Here is a 17,564-nt window from a genome sequence, read left to right as displayed (position 1 = left end):
GAGCGAACAGCGGTCATTGGAAAAGTTAAATTTATTCTAGTGCTTTGAGTAGAAATCTAATTTTGTCCAATAACATTATTAAACGCCGTTTTGGTGTGTTATAAGCTGTTAGTAAGACACGAATATTTCGCATATGGAGTTGCCAATGAATAACGAAACAAATAACCCTCGCATTAAAGAAGATGTTGAGCCAAAAGACCTAATTAAAATGCAAACTGAAGTCGGTTTAATTGAATCAATGCTTCAGTCGAAGACGCTCACAGCTATAGTCATCATTGCAATTATTTTGTTGGGTGGCTTTTTCATGTTCTTGTCCAAGGTGACAGGTTAGCCGCAACAGAATGTATTGCTAACAAGCATCTAAATCCTACATTGCCGGCAGCCACACTTTTAGCAAGCAACGCAAAAAGCCCGCCAGTGCAAGGCGTATTAGGCGAGCGTTAACAATGTCCGCAATTGGCACTCTCCAGCCACTCGACAACATAAAATACTGATAATAATTGGCAAGGTACTTTACTGTGTCGGATGGCGCTTCGCTTATCTGACCTACACAGGCACATACACGGCTGGAAAATTTAATCTTACAACTATTATTCCTTAAAATTAACGGCCTACTTATGAATAAGTTAACTACTAATTTTAATAACCGCTAACATATCGTCGTCATCCTCATCGAGGCCCACTTCCTTGAACCCAAAGCTTGTATAAAAATCTTTGGCTATTGGGTTACTCGGGTTATAGCATATTTCAATTTCGCAAAGGCCTGGAGTAGTTTTTATTTGCTCAATTGCCATGCCTAGTGCTTTGCGCCCAATGCCTTTATTTTGATGAGTTTGATCCACCATAAAGCGCCAAATAGAAACCTTTGTTGGGGTTTCTTGTACCCACATAAAAAAGCCTACTGGTACACCATTTAGGTAAATAGCTTTACAGGTATACCCGCTATTGTAGTGCGCCTCAACTAACGACCACATATTACACGCTAGGTATTCTTCTTGTGTTTTAGCAACCTCTAAATCGCATATGGCTTCGTAGTTATCGGCGGTGATATCTTCCAATGACAGCTTCATATTTTTCCTTCAGTACAACTTTGTGTAATTAGTAAGCTATCAGTGTATGTACCTATAATCAAACAAATGAAGAGATTGATTTTTATACCCCCTTAAATTAGCTTAAATAATGATCTACACGCCTATCTAAAACAAAAAGGCCGCAGTAATAAATACTGCGGCCTTTGTTTTTAGCTAAGTGCTTTAAACTAGGTACGTTTAGTAAGCGCCTGCGCTATATATAAGCTCGTAGCTGTGGCTGTAAATCTCAAGGATGTTACCAAACGGGTCTTCCATGTAGATCATGCGGTACGGCTTTTCACCCGGGTAGTAATAACGAGGGGCTTCCATACGTTTTTTACCGCCAGCTTCTACAATACGCTCGGCTAAACCTTCTACATCAGGGTCTTGAACACAAAAATGAAAGATGCCTGTTTTCCAGTATTCAAAATTGTCTTTTGGGTTTTCTTGGTTTTTAAATTCGAAAATTTCGACACCAATACGATCCCCTGTAGATAGGTGCGCTATTTTGAATTTTTCCCACTTTTCGCCAAATACTTCTGTACACATTTCGCCAATTGGGCTTTTGTCTTCGGTAATTAAAGTCGGTTCCATTATTGTGTACCAACCCATAACCTTAGTGTAAAACTCGACTGCTTTTTCAACGTCGGGAACCGAAATACCAATGTGCGAAAAACTACGTGGATATGTATGACTCATAATGCTTCCTCTTTAACTTGTGACTTATCTTGTGGCTAGTTGATGGAGTTAGTTTACGAACTGAACAATATTAAGTAAAATTATCATTAATCATCATTTTGAGTATGTTTTGTAATGATAAACCCTGCATGGTTAAACACGTTTTGTACGTTGGTTGAGGTAAATCACTTTACCCAAACCGCCGAACGCCTTTTTATGACCCAATCTGGCGTAAGCCAGCATATTAAAAAGCTTGAGCAACAAGTAAACTGCGCGCTATTAGAGCGCCACGGCAAACAATTTACCCTTACCGTACATGGGCAAAATTTGTATCAGCAAGGCAGTTTGTTATTAAAAGAATGGCAATTTTTAGAACAACAATTAAAAGATGATTCGCCTTACAGCGGCTTGGTAAAAATACAATCGCCTGGTAGTTGTGGGCTACAATTTTATAGCCAATTATTAGCGCTGCAGGCAAAGCATACCGAGCTTAATATTGATTATCGCTTTGCACCTAATACCAGTGTAGAGCAAGCTGTAGCAAACCACAGTGCCGACATAGGCTTTTTAACTCAAGCTCCGACACTTAGCGAAGTTACAAGCCACAAAATTGGTAAAGAAGCCTTACTATTAGTCACCCCCGCACATATTAAAAACCCAACATGGGAGGTTTTATGTGAGCTTGGCTTTATTGGCCATCCCGATGCAAAACACCACGCGCAGCTATTACTGAGCGAAAACTACAGTGAGTTTGAACATGTTGATCAAATTAAACGCACGGGGTTTTCTAACCAAATAAGTTTAATACTCGAACCGGTAAGTTTAGGGCTGGGTTTTACGGTTTTACCTGCGCATGCCGTTAGCGCATTTAATAAACCTGCGCTTATTAAAACGCACCATTTAGCTAATCCTATCAGCGAAAATATTTATGTGTGCCATCACCGAAATAGGCCAATGGCAAAGCGTATGAATACAGTAATTGAGCTAATAAAGGCGGGAGTAAATAGTTAAAACGTAAACCCCCTTTACACCCACGGCACTTAATACCATAAGCAAAAGGGGGAATAGAAAATTAATTAACGCTTTCTAATTTTGCTTTTAAATCAAGTAAGTCGGTTGCAATTGTATTTGGCTGTATTTCCCACGGATCGAAGATTGAGTCTTTAGATCGTTGAATCCACGCCGCGCGCATACCGTGCGATATAGCACCGGTTACATCAAACGGATTACTTGATACAAGCCACGTGTTTGCGCCTGTTGAATTGGTTTCGCGTAAAAAGTGGCTATAAACCCCTGGGTTTGGTTTAAAGGTTTTAACGTCGTCGGCACTTATTACCCCTTCAAAAAGCTCACTAATGCCAGCGGTTTCTAATAAGGTATGAACTGCGTCGGCAGCGCCGTTTGAAAATGCAAACAAACGGTAATCCTTCGCTTTTAATTGCTCAAGGCCTGCTTTTACATCATCGAACGCAGGAAGCGTTTTATAAAGCTCTAGCAGTTGCCCCTTTTGCTCTTCACTTAGCTCGGTTTTGTGCGCTAAGCAAGCGTAATCGAGTGCGTGTTTTGTACATAGCGAGAAAGGAATATAATTTTGCATTAATCCACGTCTAAATGAATACTCTAATTGCTTTTCGCGCCATGTATTTGAAAATGCTTGGGCGTTATCGCCAATCATGTCGTCGAGTAAGGACAGTACGCCGTGAGTGTTTATTAGCGTCCCGTATACGTCAAATGCAAGTGTAGTTGCCATGTTTGCTCCGCAATAAAATAAATTAAGTTGGTTTTAGAGTACTTGCTTACAGCTTAACTTAATTTGAACGAACGCTCAAATTAATAAAACTTATCTGTTTTAAAAGTTAGATCTTTAAAATCATAATAATAGAAAGAGTTTTATCTTTGTCGGTGATTACTTTAATAGCAGCCCATAATTAATTTTGGGAAAGGGGAAAACGAGTGAAGGTTGGTCTAACTTAATCAAAGAGCTAAAAACTAGTACCTTTTCGAATCTAAAATTCGCAGTTGTTGTGAATTTAGTGGTGGAAATAAAAGTCACAATACAATCATCAGAGTTATTAGAAAAATTAATAAGCACGAATTAGGGGGTTTAAAGTTTAACAAACGCTTGGTACTCCAAAATTATAACTATAAGATAGTTACGAAAATGCTGACCTTCAATAAGTTGAAGCAACTAGCTTTTCTATAAATACAAATGCCAACATTTAAAACACAAGGAATCTCAAATGGATGCTGTTGAGTATGGTTTAATATGCGACCGTAGTGATGAAAAAATTTAGTTAAAAACATTAATGCTTATTTGGCTGAAAAGGGCTACAGAACATTATACAAATGGAAGGATAAAGGTGGGATAAAAAATATTGATGATCCATCGAGCGATCCGCAACTCGAGTATACGTATGGGCAATTTATAAAAGAGTCTCCTAGGTGGTATTTTGATATATTGCCAAATAAAGAGCTCAGAGGGATTTATAGGTTCGCTGGGCAGCAAGATTGTGCGTGGACTCTATTTTTTTCAAAGACAAACCCAGAATCATGTACAGAATCTGACAATATATATTTGGATAACTTTCTAAAAGGCCTTCTCACAGGAACTGGTTATAAAAGTAAATTACTCTACAAATACTCAGATGGCGACTATCGAAGATAGGTACTACTTACCTAGCTCCCCTATTGTATAGCCAAATAAATCAGAGACTAGATACAAAGCTCCTAAAGCCGTGGTAAAAATTAGTTGAGCATTTGTATCTACAACGACAGAAATTTTAAACTTATGTGGAATCACAACTTAAGTAAAAGTAGATTGTTTAAAACCACATCTAACAACCATTCAGAGTACCCATAATGAACAAACAAGAGTTAACCGAAACCTTTAGGAAGTTTGGTGCTTCTAACCCTGAACAGTGGGCTGAGAGCGAAATAGAGGAAGATATCCCTCAGCTGGCTAGGTTTTTATTTTTAAAGGGTGCTTGGAGTAATGTCGTTCCAGACAACGACGATTGGATTCAGCATATCTTAAAAAATTATGATCCAACTGATAATGGCCCATACAGTGGGATGATGCATTCCATCAAAGAAATGATTGATGCAGGTGTTAGTAAAAATGCTATTACAGAGTTCGCTCGATGCATTGGGGCAGAAATGATATTTAACATTACTTACCTCATGGATGACCCAGAAACGGTTGAAGATAACGAATATGTAAGTTGGGGCTTATTTATAACCGATGCTGAAGGTAGGCCAGTTAAAGAATTAAGTGGACTTTATGAAAGCGTTTTAAACACAGATCCAACAGGAAGAGAAATGTGCCCAAAAAAATAAAATTTATTTAAGTAATAATGCTATAAAAATTAAAGAACTAAGTAACATAGTATGAAAATATATTTTTTAATTTACGACAAAGTTGAAGAGCTGGATTTAGTTGGTTCTTGGGAACTAATAGGCCTGCTGGCAGAAAAGGGATTATGTGAAAAACCCAAATTAATATCGCTAAATTCTATGACTCCCTCAGGTGAGCACGGCATGCGTTTTAGTGCCGATTATCATTTTACTGACCCAGTGCAGCCCGATGTATTATTTGTACCTGGCGGTAGTGGTGCACGTATAGCAATGGAAGACCTTGACGTTATTAATTATCTTAAAAAAACAGCTGAAAACTGCCACAGTGTTTTATCTATTTGCACTGGTATGTATTTAATGCAAAAAGCGGGGCTATTTAAGCATAAAAAAGTAACCACCCACTGGGCTTTTTTAGATCACCTTAAAAAAGATAACACTATAACCGTAGTTGAAGAACGCTATGTAAAAGATGGCAATATTTGGTCTTGTGCGGGTGTTTCAGCAGGTATGGATATGTGCCTTGCTTTTATTGCCGATTATTTTGGTGATAATGTTGCCTCCACCATACAATTAGACGCAGAATACTACCCGTCAGCTACTATTTATGGTGAAGCACATAAAAATAGCGCCACATCTAGTTACATTAAAAAGCTGCGTTAAGGCCTATTTTATAAATTAATGTTGGGCATTTCAACGCTTAGCCCAACACTTCTTCGTAAACCCCCATTACACTTTGATTAAATAAACCACTAAGTACTTGCATCGTACTGATGAAAATTAATAAAACTTGTATGCATCAAGCGCTAAAATATCCATTTCTATATCTTCATGGATTTTTTTGGCTTTACCGTCACTACTTCCAAGCGCTGCAAAAAGAGGTAAAAAGTGCTCCTGGGTAGGGTGATTAAATAAAGCATTGGGTGCTTCATTTAAATAGTTAAGTAACGCTTGGGTGTTTTGCGCTATTAATTTTTGCTCAACCCAATGAGTAAACTCATTAACCATTTGAACACGATTAGGTGTAGCAGGGTTTTTAAATATTTCACGTAGATTGTGACTAATCCCGCCGGAGCCAATAATTAATACGTTATCGTAGCGCAGTGGTGCAAGTAACTGCCCGTATTTATACATAGCCTGAGCGCCCAAACGCGTGTTAATAGACACCTGAACAATGGGAATATTAGCTGCTGGGTACATTAAGCGCAGCGGGATCCACACACCATGATCCCACCCTTGATCTGCATTTTGCACCGTTTTAATACCCGCTTTGTAAAAGTACTCACTAATAGTATTAGCAAGCTTAGGGTCTCCTAGTGCTGGGTATTGAATTTCATACAGGGGCTTGGGGAAGTTATAAAAGTCGTGAATAGTATGCGGCGCATCTCCGGATGTAATAACTATATCGTGCGCTTCATCAAAGTGGGCAGAAAACACCACAATAGCACGTGGTTTACTCACCGTTTGACCTAATGATGCAAGAAAATCTGACGTAGCCGATTGCTGAACAGCCATCATTGGCGAGCCGTGAGATATAAATAAAGCAAGTTGAGTCATACTAAAACCTTAAACAAATAAACAAGTTATAAACACTATATAAGTTTCTAATTTGACGATAAATATGATACTTATTTATACATTATCAATAAACTATTGTTAAAGATGGATAAACTCACCACCATGAAGACCTTTTTAGCCGTTGTGCAAGAAGGATCGTTTTCAAAAGCGGCCGATAAACTCGATATTTCGCCGCAGTTAGTCAGCAAATATATTTCTGCGCTGGAAGATAATCTACGCACGCGTTTATTACACCGTACAACGCGAAAAGTAAGTGTTACAGAAGCTGGAAATCAATATTATCAGCGTTGTCAGCAGGTGATTATTGATATTGAAGACATGGAAAACTCACTAAATAACTTAAGCGAGAATGTCTCGGGTGTGCTTAGTATTAGTGCACCTATGTCGTTTGGTACTAAGCATTTAGCAGGTTTGCTGGTTGATTTTCAAAAGCAGTATCCAAATTTAAAGTTAGATTTACGGCTCACCGACCAATATGTAGATATAGTAGAGCAGGGTATTGATATTGCTCTACGCATTGGCGTATTAAAAAACTCAACGCTCATAGCTAAAAAAATTGCGCCTATACACCTAGCGGTGTTTGCATCACCCGACTATTTAGAACGCCATGGCACGCCACAAACGCTTTTAGATTTACAGTCACATAATTATTTACGCTATTCCCACAGCGAACCCACAAAGCGATTATTTGGGGTTAATGAGTTAAAAAGCGAGCTAAAGCTTGAAAGTAACTTTGTGGCTAACAATGGTGATTTGCTACTAAATACAGCCATTGCGGGTGGTGGTATTGCTATGCAGCCAACATTTATAGCAGGGGAAGCACTGGCTCAAGGTAAAGTAGTGCGCATTTTAAATGACTACGAACCCGAGCCAATGGGGCTTTACATGGTGTATGCAAACAGACAGTTTTTACCCAGTAAAGTACGTGCGTTTGTTGATTTTGCAAGTGGCTATTATGGCGATACACCTTACTGGGATTTAGGACAGTGATATATCGATAAGTAATCAATTAACGTTATTTGTAGATGTAGTGCAACAAGGCTCATTTGCCAAAGCCGCAGCACTGCATGATATGGATAATTCGTCACTATCTGAGCAAATTAAAAAAGGGACAAAACACCCAATTATTATGGAAGTAAAAATCCATAATAAAATAGGAATATAATTAAAATACAGATTCATATTACTGTGAGCGCGTTAAATTAATAACGCCCATTTTACTGTAATGGGGGTTTACAGTAATTTTTTGCGTTATACATTTAGCTCTTTTAATTTATTCCAGACGCTCTCGCCGCCAGGGTGAAGCGCTGCATGGTACCGATACGCATAATATGTAATAGGTACGCAATGATGCTTTTGGCCAACCACAACTAAACTTTTCTCTTTTAGCTCTTTAGTAATGACATAGTTTGGTAACCAAGCAATGCCATTACCCTCTAAAGCCTGTATTTTTAAAAGCTCTGTCATCGACGATACAAATACTTTTTTAAGTTTAGAGCCCGATATTATCGGCTCTAACTGCCTACCCATATAAGAATCTAAACTGTAAGCTAAGTGAGGTACAAACCCATCACTTTCTAAATTGTATATTGCCTTACCGTTTGCATTGCAGGCACTCACTGGCAATAACTCTGCACTGCCTATTTTTTGATGACTAAACGGAGGTAACTTTAATCGTTCGTTATCAAAAGCAATAAGTAGGTCACATGCGCCCTGTTCGAGCGTAGCTGTGGCTTTATCAACATCAATGGCTTCTATATTGAGGACTACTTTGCGATCACTTTTACTATGAAAGTGCGACAGCTTTAGCGCTAAAAACGTAGCTAATGAGTGCGCTGCAGCAACCTTTACTGAGTGAGTTTCTTCAGAGGAGAGTTCTTCTAACATACTCACTGAGTTATTCATTTGGTTTATTAGATTACGCGCTGTTATATGAAATATTTTACCGCTTGAGGTAAGTGTAATTGGTAAGTTCTCTCTATCTATTAGCTCTGCACCTACGGCTTCTTCTAATGCTTTAATTCGTCGACTAAAAGCAGGTTGCGTTATATGCCTAAGCCTTGCGGCCTGCGAAAAGCTTTTTGTATTAGATAAGGCCAAAAAATCTTCTAACCATTTACTCTCTATATTCATAATACTCACTCAAGATATGCAATTTAAGCATGGCCAGTAAAATAATAGCATTATTCAAAACAAAAAAAACACGATAAATTTAACCCATACAGTAACAACTTATCGGAATATAACAATGCTTAGAACACTAGGAATATTGGGAGGAATGGGTCCTTTGGCTACCGCCTCATTTATGAATCAAGTAATTGCGTTATCACCTGCTAATAATGATCAAGAGCACATACCTATGTTTATAAGGAATATCCCGCAAATTCCTGACAGAACAAATTTTTTAATGGGTATTGAAGATGAAAATCCATTTTTTGAGCTTAAAAAGGGTTTTAACCAACTTACTAGCTTAGGTGTAAGTTGCATTGTTATACCGTGTAATACCGCGCATTATTGGTACAACGCACTAACGCAAAATGCTGATGTGCATACCATTAGTATTGTACAAAGCGTTATTAAGCGCGCAAAGGCAACGGGCAAACGTAAGATAGGGATATTAGCAACCACAGCCACGCTCAATATGCGGATATATCAGACGGCATTTAGTAAGCACAATATTAAATTTATTGAGCCTAACGAGCAGCAGCAAACATTTATAATGCAAGGTATAACGGCGGTTAAGTCAGGAGATTTAACCTCAGGACATAATCTTTTAAAACAAAGTTATGAGCTAATGCTAGCCCACGGTGCCGATACAGTACTATTTGGTTGCACCGAAATACCGCTAGTTTTAAATGAACAAGTATTTAATTCACCCGATACATGTTTAGATACCATCGCGATTTTAGCGCAAGAGTGTGTTAATTGGGCTTATACAAGCACTCAACAATCAACCCTCTCAAGTGTGGCTTAATTAAACATTAGTTATAAATAGGTGTGCTTACACTGGTGCATTTAAGTAGCACACCTAAATAGCCAACTTACACTGGCGCGTTTTGTTCAATCAAGTTTTTAGCTTTTAACTCACTCCAAAACGCATCCGGAATAGTAACCTTCATTGAGGCTACATTAGCTTTAATTTGCTCCTCCGTGCGTGCCCCAGGAATAATTGAGGATACCGTTGAAGGCGCCTCTGCAAACTGCAGTGCAGCTGTTTTAATATCAATCCCATGTTTAGATGCAATGTCGCTTATTGCATTAAACTTTTGCTGCATAGGCCCTGGAATTTTAGGCGAGTAATTAAAGCGGTTACGACCGGCTAAAAAACCACCATTAAGCGGCGCACCAATGACTGCTGAAATACCTCGTTTATCAAGCATAGGAAAGGTTTTATCAAGTGCCTGCTTGTGATCTAAAATTGAATACTGCAGCGCTAGTAAGCAAATATCTGGGTCTGACATATCAAGCGCTTTATAAACAGCATGAGGTGTATTTACTCCAAAACCCCAGCCTTTAATTATTCCTTCATCACGCATTTTAGTCAGCTCAGGAATAGCACCTTTAGCCGCTTGATCAAAATACTTAAGCCAGTCATCTCCCATATCGCTGTTTTGTGGTGATAAATCGTGAATATAGACAATATCGAGTGAGGCGACACCAATACGATGCAAAGTATCTTCTATTGAACGGCGCGTGCCTGAGGCTGAATAATCATACTTATAATGAAACGGTGAGTGATCAGCCCAATGCCAACTATTTTCTAAAGGCTCTGCTGAAGGGGTAAGAAGGCGACCTACTTTTGAGGATAAAACATAATCTTCACGCTTTTTGTTTCGAAGTAAATCACCGAAGCGCCTTTCGCTTAAACTCAAACCGTAAAAAGGTGATGTATCAAAATGACGAATACCAGAATCCCATGCTGCATTTAGCATTGTTAAAATTTCTGTATCGCTTGATATAGTATTAAAGCCATTCCCGGCGGCAAGGCCGCCCAAGCCCATTCTTGATTCCGGCCGGTAATGCTTAGCGTTAGTAACATCGTTTGTGGGTAGAGCAGCGCTTTTATCTATTGAGCCTTTAGTTTGCATAACACTGCCGTTAGACATTTTTACCTTTAGTTGCTCAGCCAAAGCTGAAGCACTAAAAATAGAGCCTAAACTTAAGGCAGCCCCTGCTTTAATAAAATTTCTGCGAGATACCATGTGACTATTCTCCTTGAGTAGGTTAAATATCTACGCTCTAAGCTAGTATAAATAACAACCAAACTCAAGCAAGGAGAATATAATAAATGACAATACTATCAATAAGATAGTTAAATTAACAAACACTGAATAGACGTTTGAATTAACATTTATAACTGATTATTTTCTTTACTCGTATAGTCCTTTTAAATGTACAAAACAGTGCATTTTAATAGCTTGATAAAAAAGCATACTTCCAAATTGGTGCACGCTTTAATACTCATTTATACAATATAAAATGGTTACATTTATTAGATGTGTACAAATTAGTAGACAAAACCGCAATAAATTAAAGATGCACAAATAATCTCACTATCAAAGCGATTGCGGCAACACTTAGCTAATTTAACCGAGCGTAGTTGAAATAATTGGGGTAAATATTACAAAAACGTTTATTATTAAAGGTTTGCCTTGCAATACACGACGTATTTGTCTCTTTCACAATGCAATTGCTGGCAAGCCCTGTAAGAGTTTTATCTTGCCAAGTAACACTGTGCAGTGCAGCAAATTGCAACTAAATTCAACGTAGTTAGCGCTGAAAATAGCTGCTTAAATAGATCAATTATTCAAGTTCAGGTTACTTGAGCTTTTTAATACCAATTAACACACAGATGGCACCGCCAATAATACCCGCCCATGCTTCTATTGGTGTGTCGCCACTAAATGCACGGCTAAGCTGCGAAGCCGCCGCATCATACACGTCGTATCCCCACATAATTAAAGCGATACCTATAACGATTAAAACAATTCCTACAATCTTATTATTCATAAATATCCTTAAGGTTTAACTTACATAAACTAAATAAAAATAAATCAGGGTTAATCTAATTCTAATTGAGCACGTTCTACGCTCTCACTAGGTAACTCTTTTTGTACCGATACACCAAGCTCTTTAAACTCTGATGCTTGTTTAATTAAATTACCTTTACCACGGTATAGCTGCGAGAATGCTTTATCATAACTTTCTTTCGCTTTATCAAGCTGCTTACCTACACCTTCCATACTCAATAAAAAACCATTGAGCTTGTTATAAAAACGCTCCGCTCGACTTGCCAGCTCTTTTGAGTATTTAGTTTGCTCTTCAAAACGCCATAACTGTTTAACAATATTTAAACTAGTAAGCAAAGTCGTGGGTGTAGCTACCAGTATATTTTTTTCGATTGCTTGTTGGTAAATATCGCTTTGATATTTGAGTGCTTCTACAAAAGCTGATTCTATTGGTACAAACATAACCACCACTTCTGGCGAGTTAATACCTGGTAAGCGGTCGTACGATTTACTCGCAAGTTCATTAATACGAGCTGTAACGGCGTTTACATGCTCTTTAATTGCTTGATTAGCATCTAGATCATTTTCAGCATTCACGTAGCGTGTATAGGCATTTAATGAAGTTTTAGCATCAATAACTAAGTGGCGACCCTGTGGTAAGTACACAACTACATCAGGGCGTAAGCGGCCATCTTCAGTGTTAAACGACACTTCGCGCTTATAATCAACGCCTGCACGTAAGCCAGCACTATCTAATACGTTTTCGAGCATAAGCTCACCCCAATTACCTTGGGTTTTCTTTTGCCCTTGTAGGGCGTTACTGAGCTTGTCGGCTTGATCTGTTATAGCTTGGCTTTTAGCTTGCAAATGCAGTAGCTCGGTTTTAAGTGCAGTCCGTTGTTTTATGTCTTCAACGTGCATTGATTCCATTTTTTCTCTAAAGCCTTTTAGCTCGCCTTGAACTGGTTTTAATAATTGCTCAATGCTTTCTTGATTTAAGGTTTTAAAGCTTTGTGATTTTTCTTCTAGAATTTTATTGGCTAGGTTTTCAAACTCTTTTTTGAGCGTATTTTTACTTTGCTCAATTTGCGCGAGTTGCTCGCTAAAGTTTTGCTGTTTTTGCTCAAGGGTAGTGCGCATATTATTATATTCAACATCGCGCTGATTATATTGTTCACGAAGCGCTGCCAGCTCGCCTTCGGCTTTACGCCAAAAATGATTGTATTGAATGCTTTGTTTTTCTTGTTCGCTAAAACGCGTTTTAAAATGCTGCGCTTCATCGCGCTGCTCTTGGTGAGTATGTTCTAGCAGTTCATGATCTTCTAGCAAGGCGCTGTATTGCAGCTCTTTATTATCAAATTGGTTTTGTAACAGGGAAAGCTGTTGCTGCTGTTCGCTTATTTGTAGATGTAGCTTTTTGCGAAGCCGTGTTGATACAGCGCCGTAAAATAGGACGCCTAAAGCAACACCAGCACCAGCGCTTAGCCAATCAATATTAGTGAGTACTTGAGTGAGCATAAAATAAACTTATAAAATTTAGAGACATGCCATCATAACCAATAACCAACAACAGAAGTAGGGGAGTTAAGAAATTACAGACATAAAAAAGCCAGCTTAAAATAAGCTGGTCAAATATTACTAAGTTAAGTAATCAAAGGGATAATCAACATGTGCCCGAGCAAGCTGCAACTTAAATACATAATCACCAAAATAACTAATATTATTAGGTGAGGCTATATAACAACAGGCATTAGAGTAGACCGGATAACAGAATAATTAAGTCAAATTAATTTGCGGAAGATCAATTATTTTTATTCGGGTTGATTTAAACAAATCAAATTATGGGCATAAAAAAAGCCAGTTCAAAATGAACTGGCTCAATCATTACTAAAATTAGTAACTAAATAGGGGGAATCAACATGAAAACTTGTATTAACTGCAATTAATCAACAAGCATAATAGTAGACGCGTCTTTTTTAATTAAGTTCAAAAAAAATAAAAAACTTTTAAAATAAGTGCTGAACGCTAGATTTTAGACATAAAAAAAGCCAACTCAAAATGGGCTGGCTCAATCATTACTAAAATTAGTAACTAAATAGGGAATCAACATGAAAACTTGTATTAACTGCAATTAATCAACAAGCATAATAGTAGACGCGTCTTTTTGAATTAAGTTCATAAAAAAATAAAAACTTTTAAAATAAGTGCTGCACGCTAAATTTTAGACATAAAAAAAGCCAACTCAAAATGGGCTGGCTCAATCATTACTAAAATTAGTAACTAAATGGGAAATCAACATGATGCTTGTGTTAACTGCAATTAATCAACAAGCATAATAATAGACGTCCGCTTTTTAATTAAGTTCATAAAAAGATCAAAACTTTTTAGATCTTTTTTAGTTTTTAATTAATGACAACATTTGCTGCTCATCAAACTTTGTAAAGCTCATTGATTTATCAGTAAATAATGCATCAACAAGGGCTTGCTTGTCTTGCTGCATTCTAAATACTTTTTGCTCTATTGAGTTACTCATTATGAGCTTATAAACAAATACAGGATTAGTTTGACCAATACGGTAGGCTCTATCAGTCGCTTGCTTTTCTACTGCGGGATTCCACCATGGATCAAAATGAATAACGGTATCTGCTTGTGTTAAGTTAAGGCCTGTTCCACCGGCTTTTAAGCTAATTAAAAACACGGATGTTTTACCACTGGTAAACTCGTCGATTACTTTATCTCGTTGACGCGTTTGCCCTGTAAGCATACTAAAGTTAATGTTTATTTCTTCAAGGCGTTGGGCTATTAAATCGAGTGCCGATGTAAACTGACTAAATATAATAATCTTACGACCCAGGCTTAGCATAAGCGGTAAGTGTGTTGTTAACCATTCAAGCTTAGCGGAGCCTGCTTGAGTATCTGGATCTATTAATTTAGGGTGGCAACAAATTTGCCTTAACTTTAAAAGCGCCTCTAAAAATGCAAGCTTACTTTTTTGTGCGCCTTGTTCGGCAAATAAGTCTATTAGCTTCTCTTCTAATGAACGTGTAATGCCTTGATACATTTCTTTTTGCTTAGGCTCAAACTCAAACTCTTTTGTGAGCTCTGTTTTTTCAGGCAGCTCTTGCGCTACTTGTGCTTTAGTGCGGCGCATTATAAAGGGCATAATTAACGCTTTTAACTGCTCAGCCCTCTGCATATCAGCTTCACGCTCAATAGGTGTTTGAAAGTGCTGCTTAAAGTGGGCTTGAGACCCAAGTAACGATGGCATAGCAAAATCGAGTAACGATTTAAGCTCAAGTAAATTATTCTCGATTGGAGTACCACTTAAACAAAGTTTAAAGTCGGCATTTAAGCGTTTAACTAATCGTGAGACCTGTGCGGTATCGTTTTTAATGTATTGTGCTTCATCGAGGATAATATTTTCAAAATATAATGGCGAATAATATGCAATATCACGCTTTAAAAGCGGGTATGTAGTAAGAATGCATTGCGCTTGTGCTAAGTGTTGTAAAGGATCGTTACGGTTTGATCCAAAAATAGTGGTTACTTTTAAACTTTTAGCAAACTTAGTAATTTCGTTTTTCCAATTACTCACCAAGCTAGTTGGGCACACTATAAGTGTAGGGCCTGCTTGTGGGCGATTAAATGTACTCGCTAAAAATGCAATAACTTGGAGTGTTTTACCCAACCCCATGTCGTCAGCTAAAATACCACCTAATTGATGACGTTTTAAAAAGCTAAGCCAATCAACGCCTTGCTGTTGGTACTCACGAAGTGTTACTGAGTCATTTAAGCCATGTAATGAAACCTTAGGCATTGCCTTATCGGTATTATTTAACTCTTGTAAATATAGCTCAAGTGAATCGTCGTGAAGCTCTACGTTAATAGCTGTGTGCTTTACTAGTTCAGGCAAATACGAAAGCGGAATATTAAATTCGTCACGTGTTTTTACAAATTCAAAACGTTCTTTAAATTCGTTTAATAAGTTAATGGCAGACTTATTAATAACCCCAAATTGACGGCCAAGCGGGTAGTAATAAAACAGTTCACTTTGGCGATTCAATGACTGATAAAGCGAATCAGCATTAGTAAACAACAGCGATGCTTTTGCGTCACACAACAATACTTTGCAGTGCATTTGATGCCCTGCTGCACGGTGTACATGTAAACTCACTTCACATTGTGGATTAGGGCTTGTTACTTTACTTACACTGACTTGCCAACCACGCTGCTTAAAGCCAGGGAATACTTCGTATATTAGCCAATGCAAATGGATAGGAGATTGCTTTGTAAATACAAGCTCACTTTGTAAACCCCCTTTACAAAATTCAAACCCTAGATTGATTAGCTCGTTAGTTACGGTGTTTTCAAATGCGCTATTTATAGTACTTGCTGGGGCAGAACCAGCTAAATAGTTTTTATTTTTATACTTAAATAACAGCGAAAGTGATAAACCTTGCTCGCCCATTGTTACTTTTAAAACAGCATTACTAGATAGCTTAGGTAACGTTGGCTGCAAGTTAGTAGGGTGCGGTATAACACCTGCACCAAAGTTATCGGCAAGCTGTTTATATATTCTGTCAAAATTAGCGTCATGCAAAGCAGGCATAGTTTGTAAATGCGCTATTTCGTCTGCACTCAATGGGGTACGAAGACGACCCGCTTTTAAATGATCTAAATCGAGATAAGTAGGCGGTGTTGTTTTTAATAAAGCCCAGTTTTGGGTTTGCTCAAGCTTAATAACTAATTGTGATAGATCTTTATCTTGCTCCCAACTAAAACTCAATGCTTGGCCAGATTGCGCTTTAATTGGCACGCGAGAGCGCTGAAAAAACAAGCGTTCAGTAGCTATCAATTGTTGTAGGGCACTAAAGCCCCATTGGCCTTTTAGCTCAATACTTCCTACTGCATTTTGTGAACGTATCCAACTAAATAATCTAAAATCACTTTCGAGTAAATCATTTGGCGTTACGAAACTATTTAACTGTTGCTCTGTGAGGTTTCGGCCTAACGTGTAATTCTTTTTAGTCTCAAAATTAGCTATTTTAGGTGTTAAAAATACTTTGTTATTTTCAATATCTAATACAAATAATAATACTTGCGACGGCGTATGTTGATCACCACTTTTAAGAGCGCTTAATTCACTAAACCAATCATTAATGAAGTAATCTTCACCGTATTCACCAGAGTGCTCTATTTTAAGCTTAAACAAAATAGCAGCTAAATGTCGGCATTTGGTTTTTGCATTACACGTACAGTGTGTATCAACAGAATAACCAGTTGGTACTTTACTGATCTCAATACGTTGGTTAAATGATGATCCGTTATCCACTTGCACGGTAGAGTCTACAACAGAAAAATTAGGGGTATGCTCTAGCCAGGTGATTTGACCTTTCTTGTAGTACTCTTTGCCTTTATCTAAGACATTTTCGCGAAAAAGTTTTTTAATAAAGCGTTCAGAAAGAGGAAACTGGGTAGCCTGCTCATTTTTAATTTCTTCAAAAATAGCCATTAAATCATTTTTTGATAAGTTAGCAGACATGTCACTCTAAGCATTAAATTTTAAAAATAATTCTGCCAGTATATGCCTTATGTGCTCTGAGCTAAAGCACTATTAACAAGATATAAACTGGTTGGAGCTGATAGCTTAGTAAAAAATCGGTTTATAGGTAAAAATGAGTATAAAATTTCGCAAAATATTAGGCACTACATACAAATATAAAGATTAAACCACACGTTATAGATCACAATTTTACTAACAATAATAATAAACCAAGAGCAAATAGCTAAAAAGGGGCGATTAGTTAGTAAAAAAGTGATCTTGAAGAGGAAATATGATTATTTAAGGTAGGATTAGGCTAGTAAAGATCAGATTTTT

Annotated in this window: 16 protein-coding genes; 7 read left to right on the top strand and 9 right to left on the bottom strand. The window is 37.7% G+C overall.

The window, feature by feature from the left end; translation table 11 throughout:
• The first annotated feature begins 145 nt into the window (after positions 1 to 145).
• The gene (locus H5126_RS18260; RefSeq protein ID WP_024594843.1) at positions 146 to 331 is read left to right on the top strand and encodes a hypothetical protein; all 186 of its coding nucleotides are present in this window, start codon (positions 146 to 148) and stop codon (positions 329 to 331) included.
• Between the two features lie 295 nt (positions 332 to 626).
• On the opposite strand, the gene H5126_RS18255 is transcribed toward H5126_RS18260, so the two are convergent.
• Together H5126_RS18255 and H5126_RS18250 are read right to left on the bottom strand one after the other, a co-directional pair.
• Positions 627 to 1,070 (bottom strand): GNAT family N-acetyltransferase, encoded by a 444-nt coding sequence (locus H5126_RS18255; protein WP_182721306.1) that lies wholly within the window; start codon positions 1,068 to 1,070, stop codon positions 627 to 629.
• A 198-nt stretch (positions 1,071 to 1,268) separates the two neighbouring features.
• A complete protein-coding gene (locus tag H5126_RS18250) occupies positions 1,269 to 1,769 on the bottom strand; it encodes a lactoylglutathione lyase family protein (RefSeq protein WP_002959229.1) in 501 nt (166 codons plus the stop codon).
• A gap of 114 nt (positions 1,770 to 1,883) precedes the next feature.
• Here H5126_RS18250 and H5126_RS18245 point away from each other — a divergent pair, with 114 nt between their 5' ends.
• Positions 1,884 to 2,759, top strand: a complete 876-nt coding sequence (locus tag H5126_RS18245; RefSeq protein WP_182711984.1) for a LysR family transcriptional regulator — start codon at positions 1,884 to 1,886, stop codon at positions 2,757 to 2,759.
• Between the two features lie 61 nt (positions 2,760 to 2,820).
• Here the strand turns inward: H5126_RS18245 and H5126_RS18240 are convergent, their stop codons facing one another.
• A complete protein-coding gene (locus tag H5126_RS18240) occupies positions 2,821 to 3,498 on the bottom strand; it encodes a haloacid dehalogenase type II (RefSeq protein ID WP_182711985.1) in 678 nt (225 codons plus the stop codon).
• A gap of 1,109 nt (positions 3,499 to 4,607) precedes the next feature.
• On the opposite strand from H5126_RS18240, the gene H5126_RS18235 reads away from it, so the two are divergent.
• Positions 4,608 to 5,084: a hypothetical protein gene (locus tag H5126_RS18235; protein ID WP_182721307.1), complete on the top strand. Its 477-nt coding sequence runs from the start codon at positions 4,608 to 4,610 to the stop codon at positions 5,082 to 5,084.
• Positions 5,085 to 5,135: 51 nt separating this feature from the next.
• Positions 5,136 to 5,762, top strand: coding sequence for a DJ-1/PfpI family protein (locus tag H5126_RS18230; protein WP_182721308.1), 627 nt, complete (start codon positions 5,136 to 5,138; stop codon positions 5,760 to 5,762).
• A gap of 117 nt (positions 5,763 to 5,879) precedes the next feature.
• On the opposite strand, the gene H5126_RS18225 is transcribed toward H5126_RS18230, so the two are convergent.
• Positions 5,880 to 6,656, bottom strand: a complete 777-nt coding sequence (locus H5126_RS18225; protein WP_182721309.1) for a class III extradiol ring-cleavage dioxygenase — start codon at positions 6,654 to 6,656, stop codon at positions 5,880 to 5,882.
• A 105-nt stretch (positions 6,657 to 6,761) separates the two neighbouring features.
• Between H5126_RS18225 and H5126_RS18220 the strand changes: the two genes are divergently transcribed.
• Both H5126_RS18220 and H5126_RS21565 read left to right on the top strand, forming a co-directional pair.
• Positions 6,762 to 7,667 carry a LysR family transcriptional regulator gene (locus H5126_RS18220; protein ID WP_182721310.1) on the top strand — a complete coding sequence of 302 codons (906 nt, stop codon included), beginning with the start codon at positions 6,762 to 6,764 and terminating at the stop codon, positions 7,665 to 7,667.
• 1 nt (position 7,668) lies between these two features.
• On the top strand, positions 7,669 to 7,842 hold the full coding sequence (locus tag H5126_RS21565; protein WP_310736041.1) for a LysR family transcriptional regulator: 174 nt from the start codon (positions 7,669 to 7,671) through the stop codon (positions 7,840 to 7,842).
• Between the two features lie 86 nt (positions 7,843 to 7,928).
• On the opposite strand, the gene H5126_RS18210 is transcribed toward H5126_RS21565, so the two are convergent.
• Positions 7,929 to 8,810: a LysR family transcriptional regulator gene (locus H5126_RS18210; RefSeq protein WP_182721311.1), complete on the bottom strand. Its 882-nt coding sequence runs from the start codon at positions 8,808 to 8,810 to the stop codon at positions 7,929 to 7,931.
• Between the two features lie 115 nt (positions 8,811 to 8,925).
• Between H5126_RS18210 and H5126_RS18205 the strand changes: the two genes are divergently transcribed.
• A complete protein-coding gene (locus H5126_RS18205) occupies positions 8,926 to 9,651 on the top strand; it encodes an aspartate/glutamate racemase family protein (RefSeq protein ID WP_182721312.1) in 726 nt (241 codons plus the stop codon).
• Positions 9,652 to 9,718: 67 nt separating this feature from the next.
• Here H5126_RS18205 and H5126_RS18200 read toward each other — a convergent pair whose 3' ends face one another.
• From H5126_RS18200 to H5126_RS18185, 4 genes are all read right to left on the bottom strand, one after another.
• Positions 9,719 to 10,879, bottom strand: a complete 1,161-nt coding sequence (locus H5126_RS18200; RefSeq protein WP_024596529.1) for an aldo/keto reductase — start codon at positions 10,877 to 10,879, stop codon at positions 9,719 to 9,721.
• A 616-nt stretch (positions 10,880 to 11,495) separates the two neighbouring features.
• Complete coding sequence (locus H5126_RS18195) at positions 11,496 to 11,687, bottom strand: DUF3185 family protein (RefSeq protein ID WP_024596528.1); 192 nt, start codon at positions 11,685 to 11,687, stop codon at positions 11,496 to 11,498.
• Positions 11,688 to 11,737: 50 nt separating this feature from the next.
• Positions 11,738 to 13,204, bottom strand: coding sequence for a DNA recombination protein RmuC (gene rmuC, locus H5126_RS18190; RefSeq protein ID WP_182672989.1), 1,467 nt, complete (start codon positions 13,202 to 13,204; stop codon positions 11,738 to 11,740).
• An 877-nt stretch (positions 13,205 to 14,081) separates the two neighbouring features.
• Positions 14,082 to 17,228: a DEAD/DEAH box helicase gene (locus H5126_RS18185; RefSeq protein ID WP_182721313.1), complete on the bottom strand. Its 3,147-nt coding sequence runs from the start codon at positions 17,226 to 17,228 to the stop codon at positions 14,082 to 14,084.
• Positions 17,229 to 17,564 lie beyond the last annotated feature (336 nt).

Source organism: Pseudoalteromonas sp. SG45-3, assembly GCF_014164075.1.
Taxonomy (GTDB): domain Bacteria; phylum Pseudomonadota; class Gammaproteobacteria; order Enterobacterales; family Alteromonadaceae; genus Pseudoalteromonas; species Pseudoalteromonas distincta.
The sequence above is the reverse complement of the archived record's forward strand: the minus strand, read 5'-3'. Positions and strand labels throughout refer to the sequence as shown.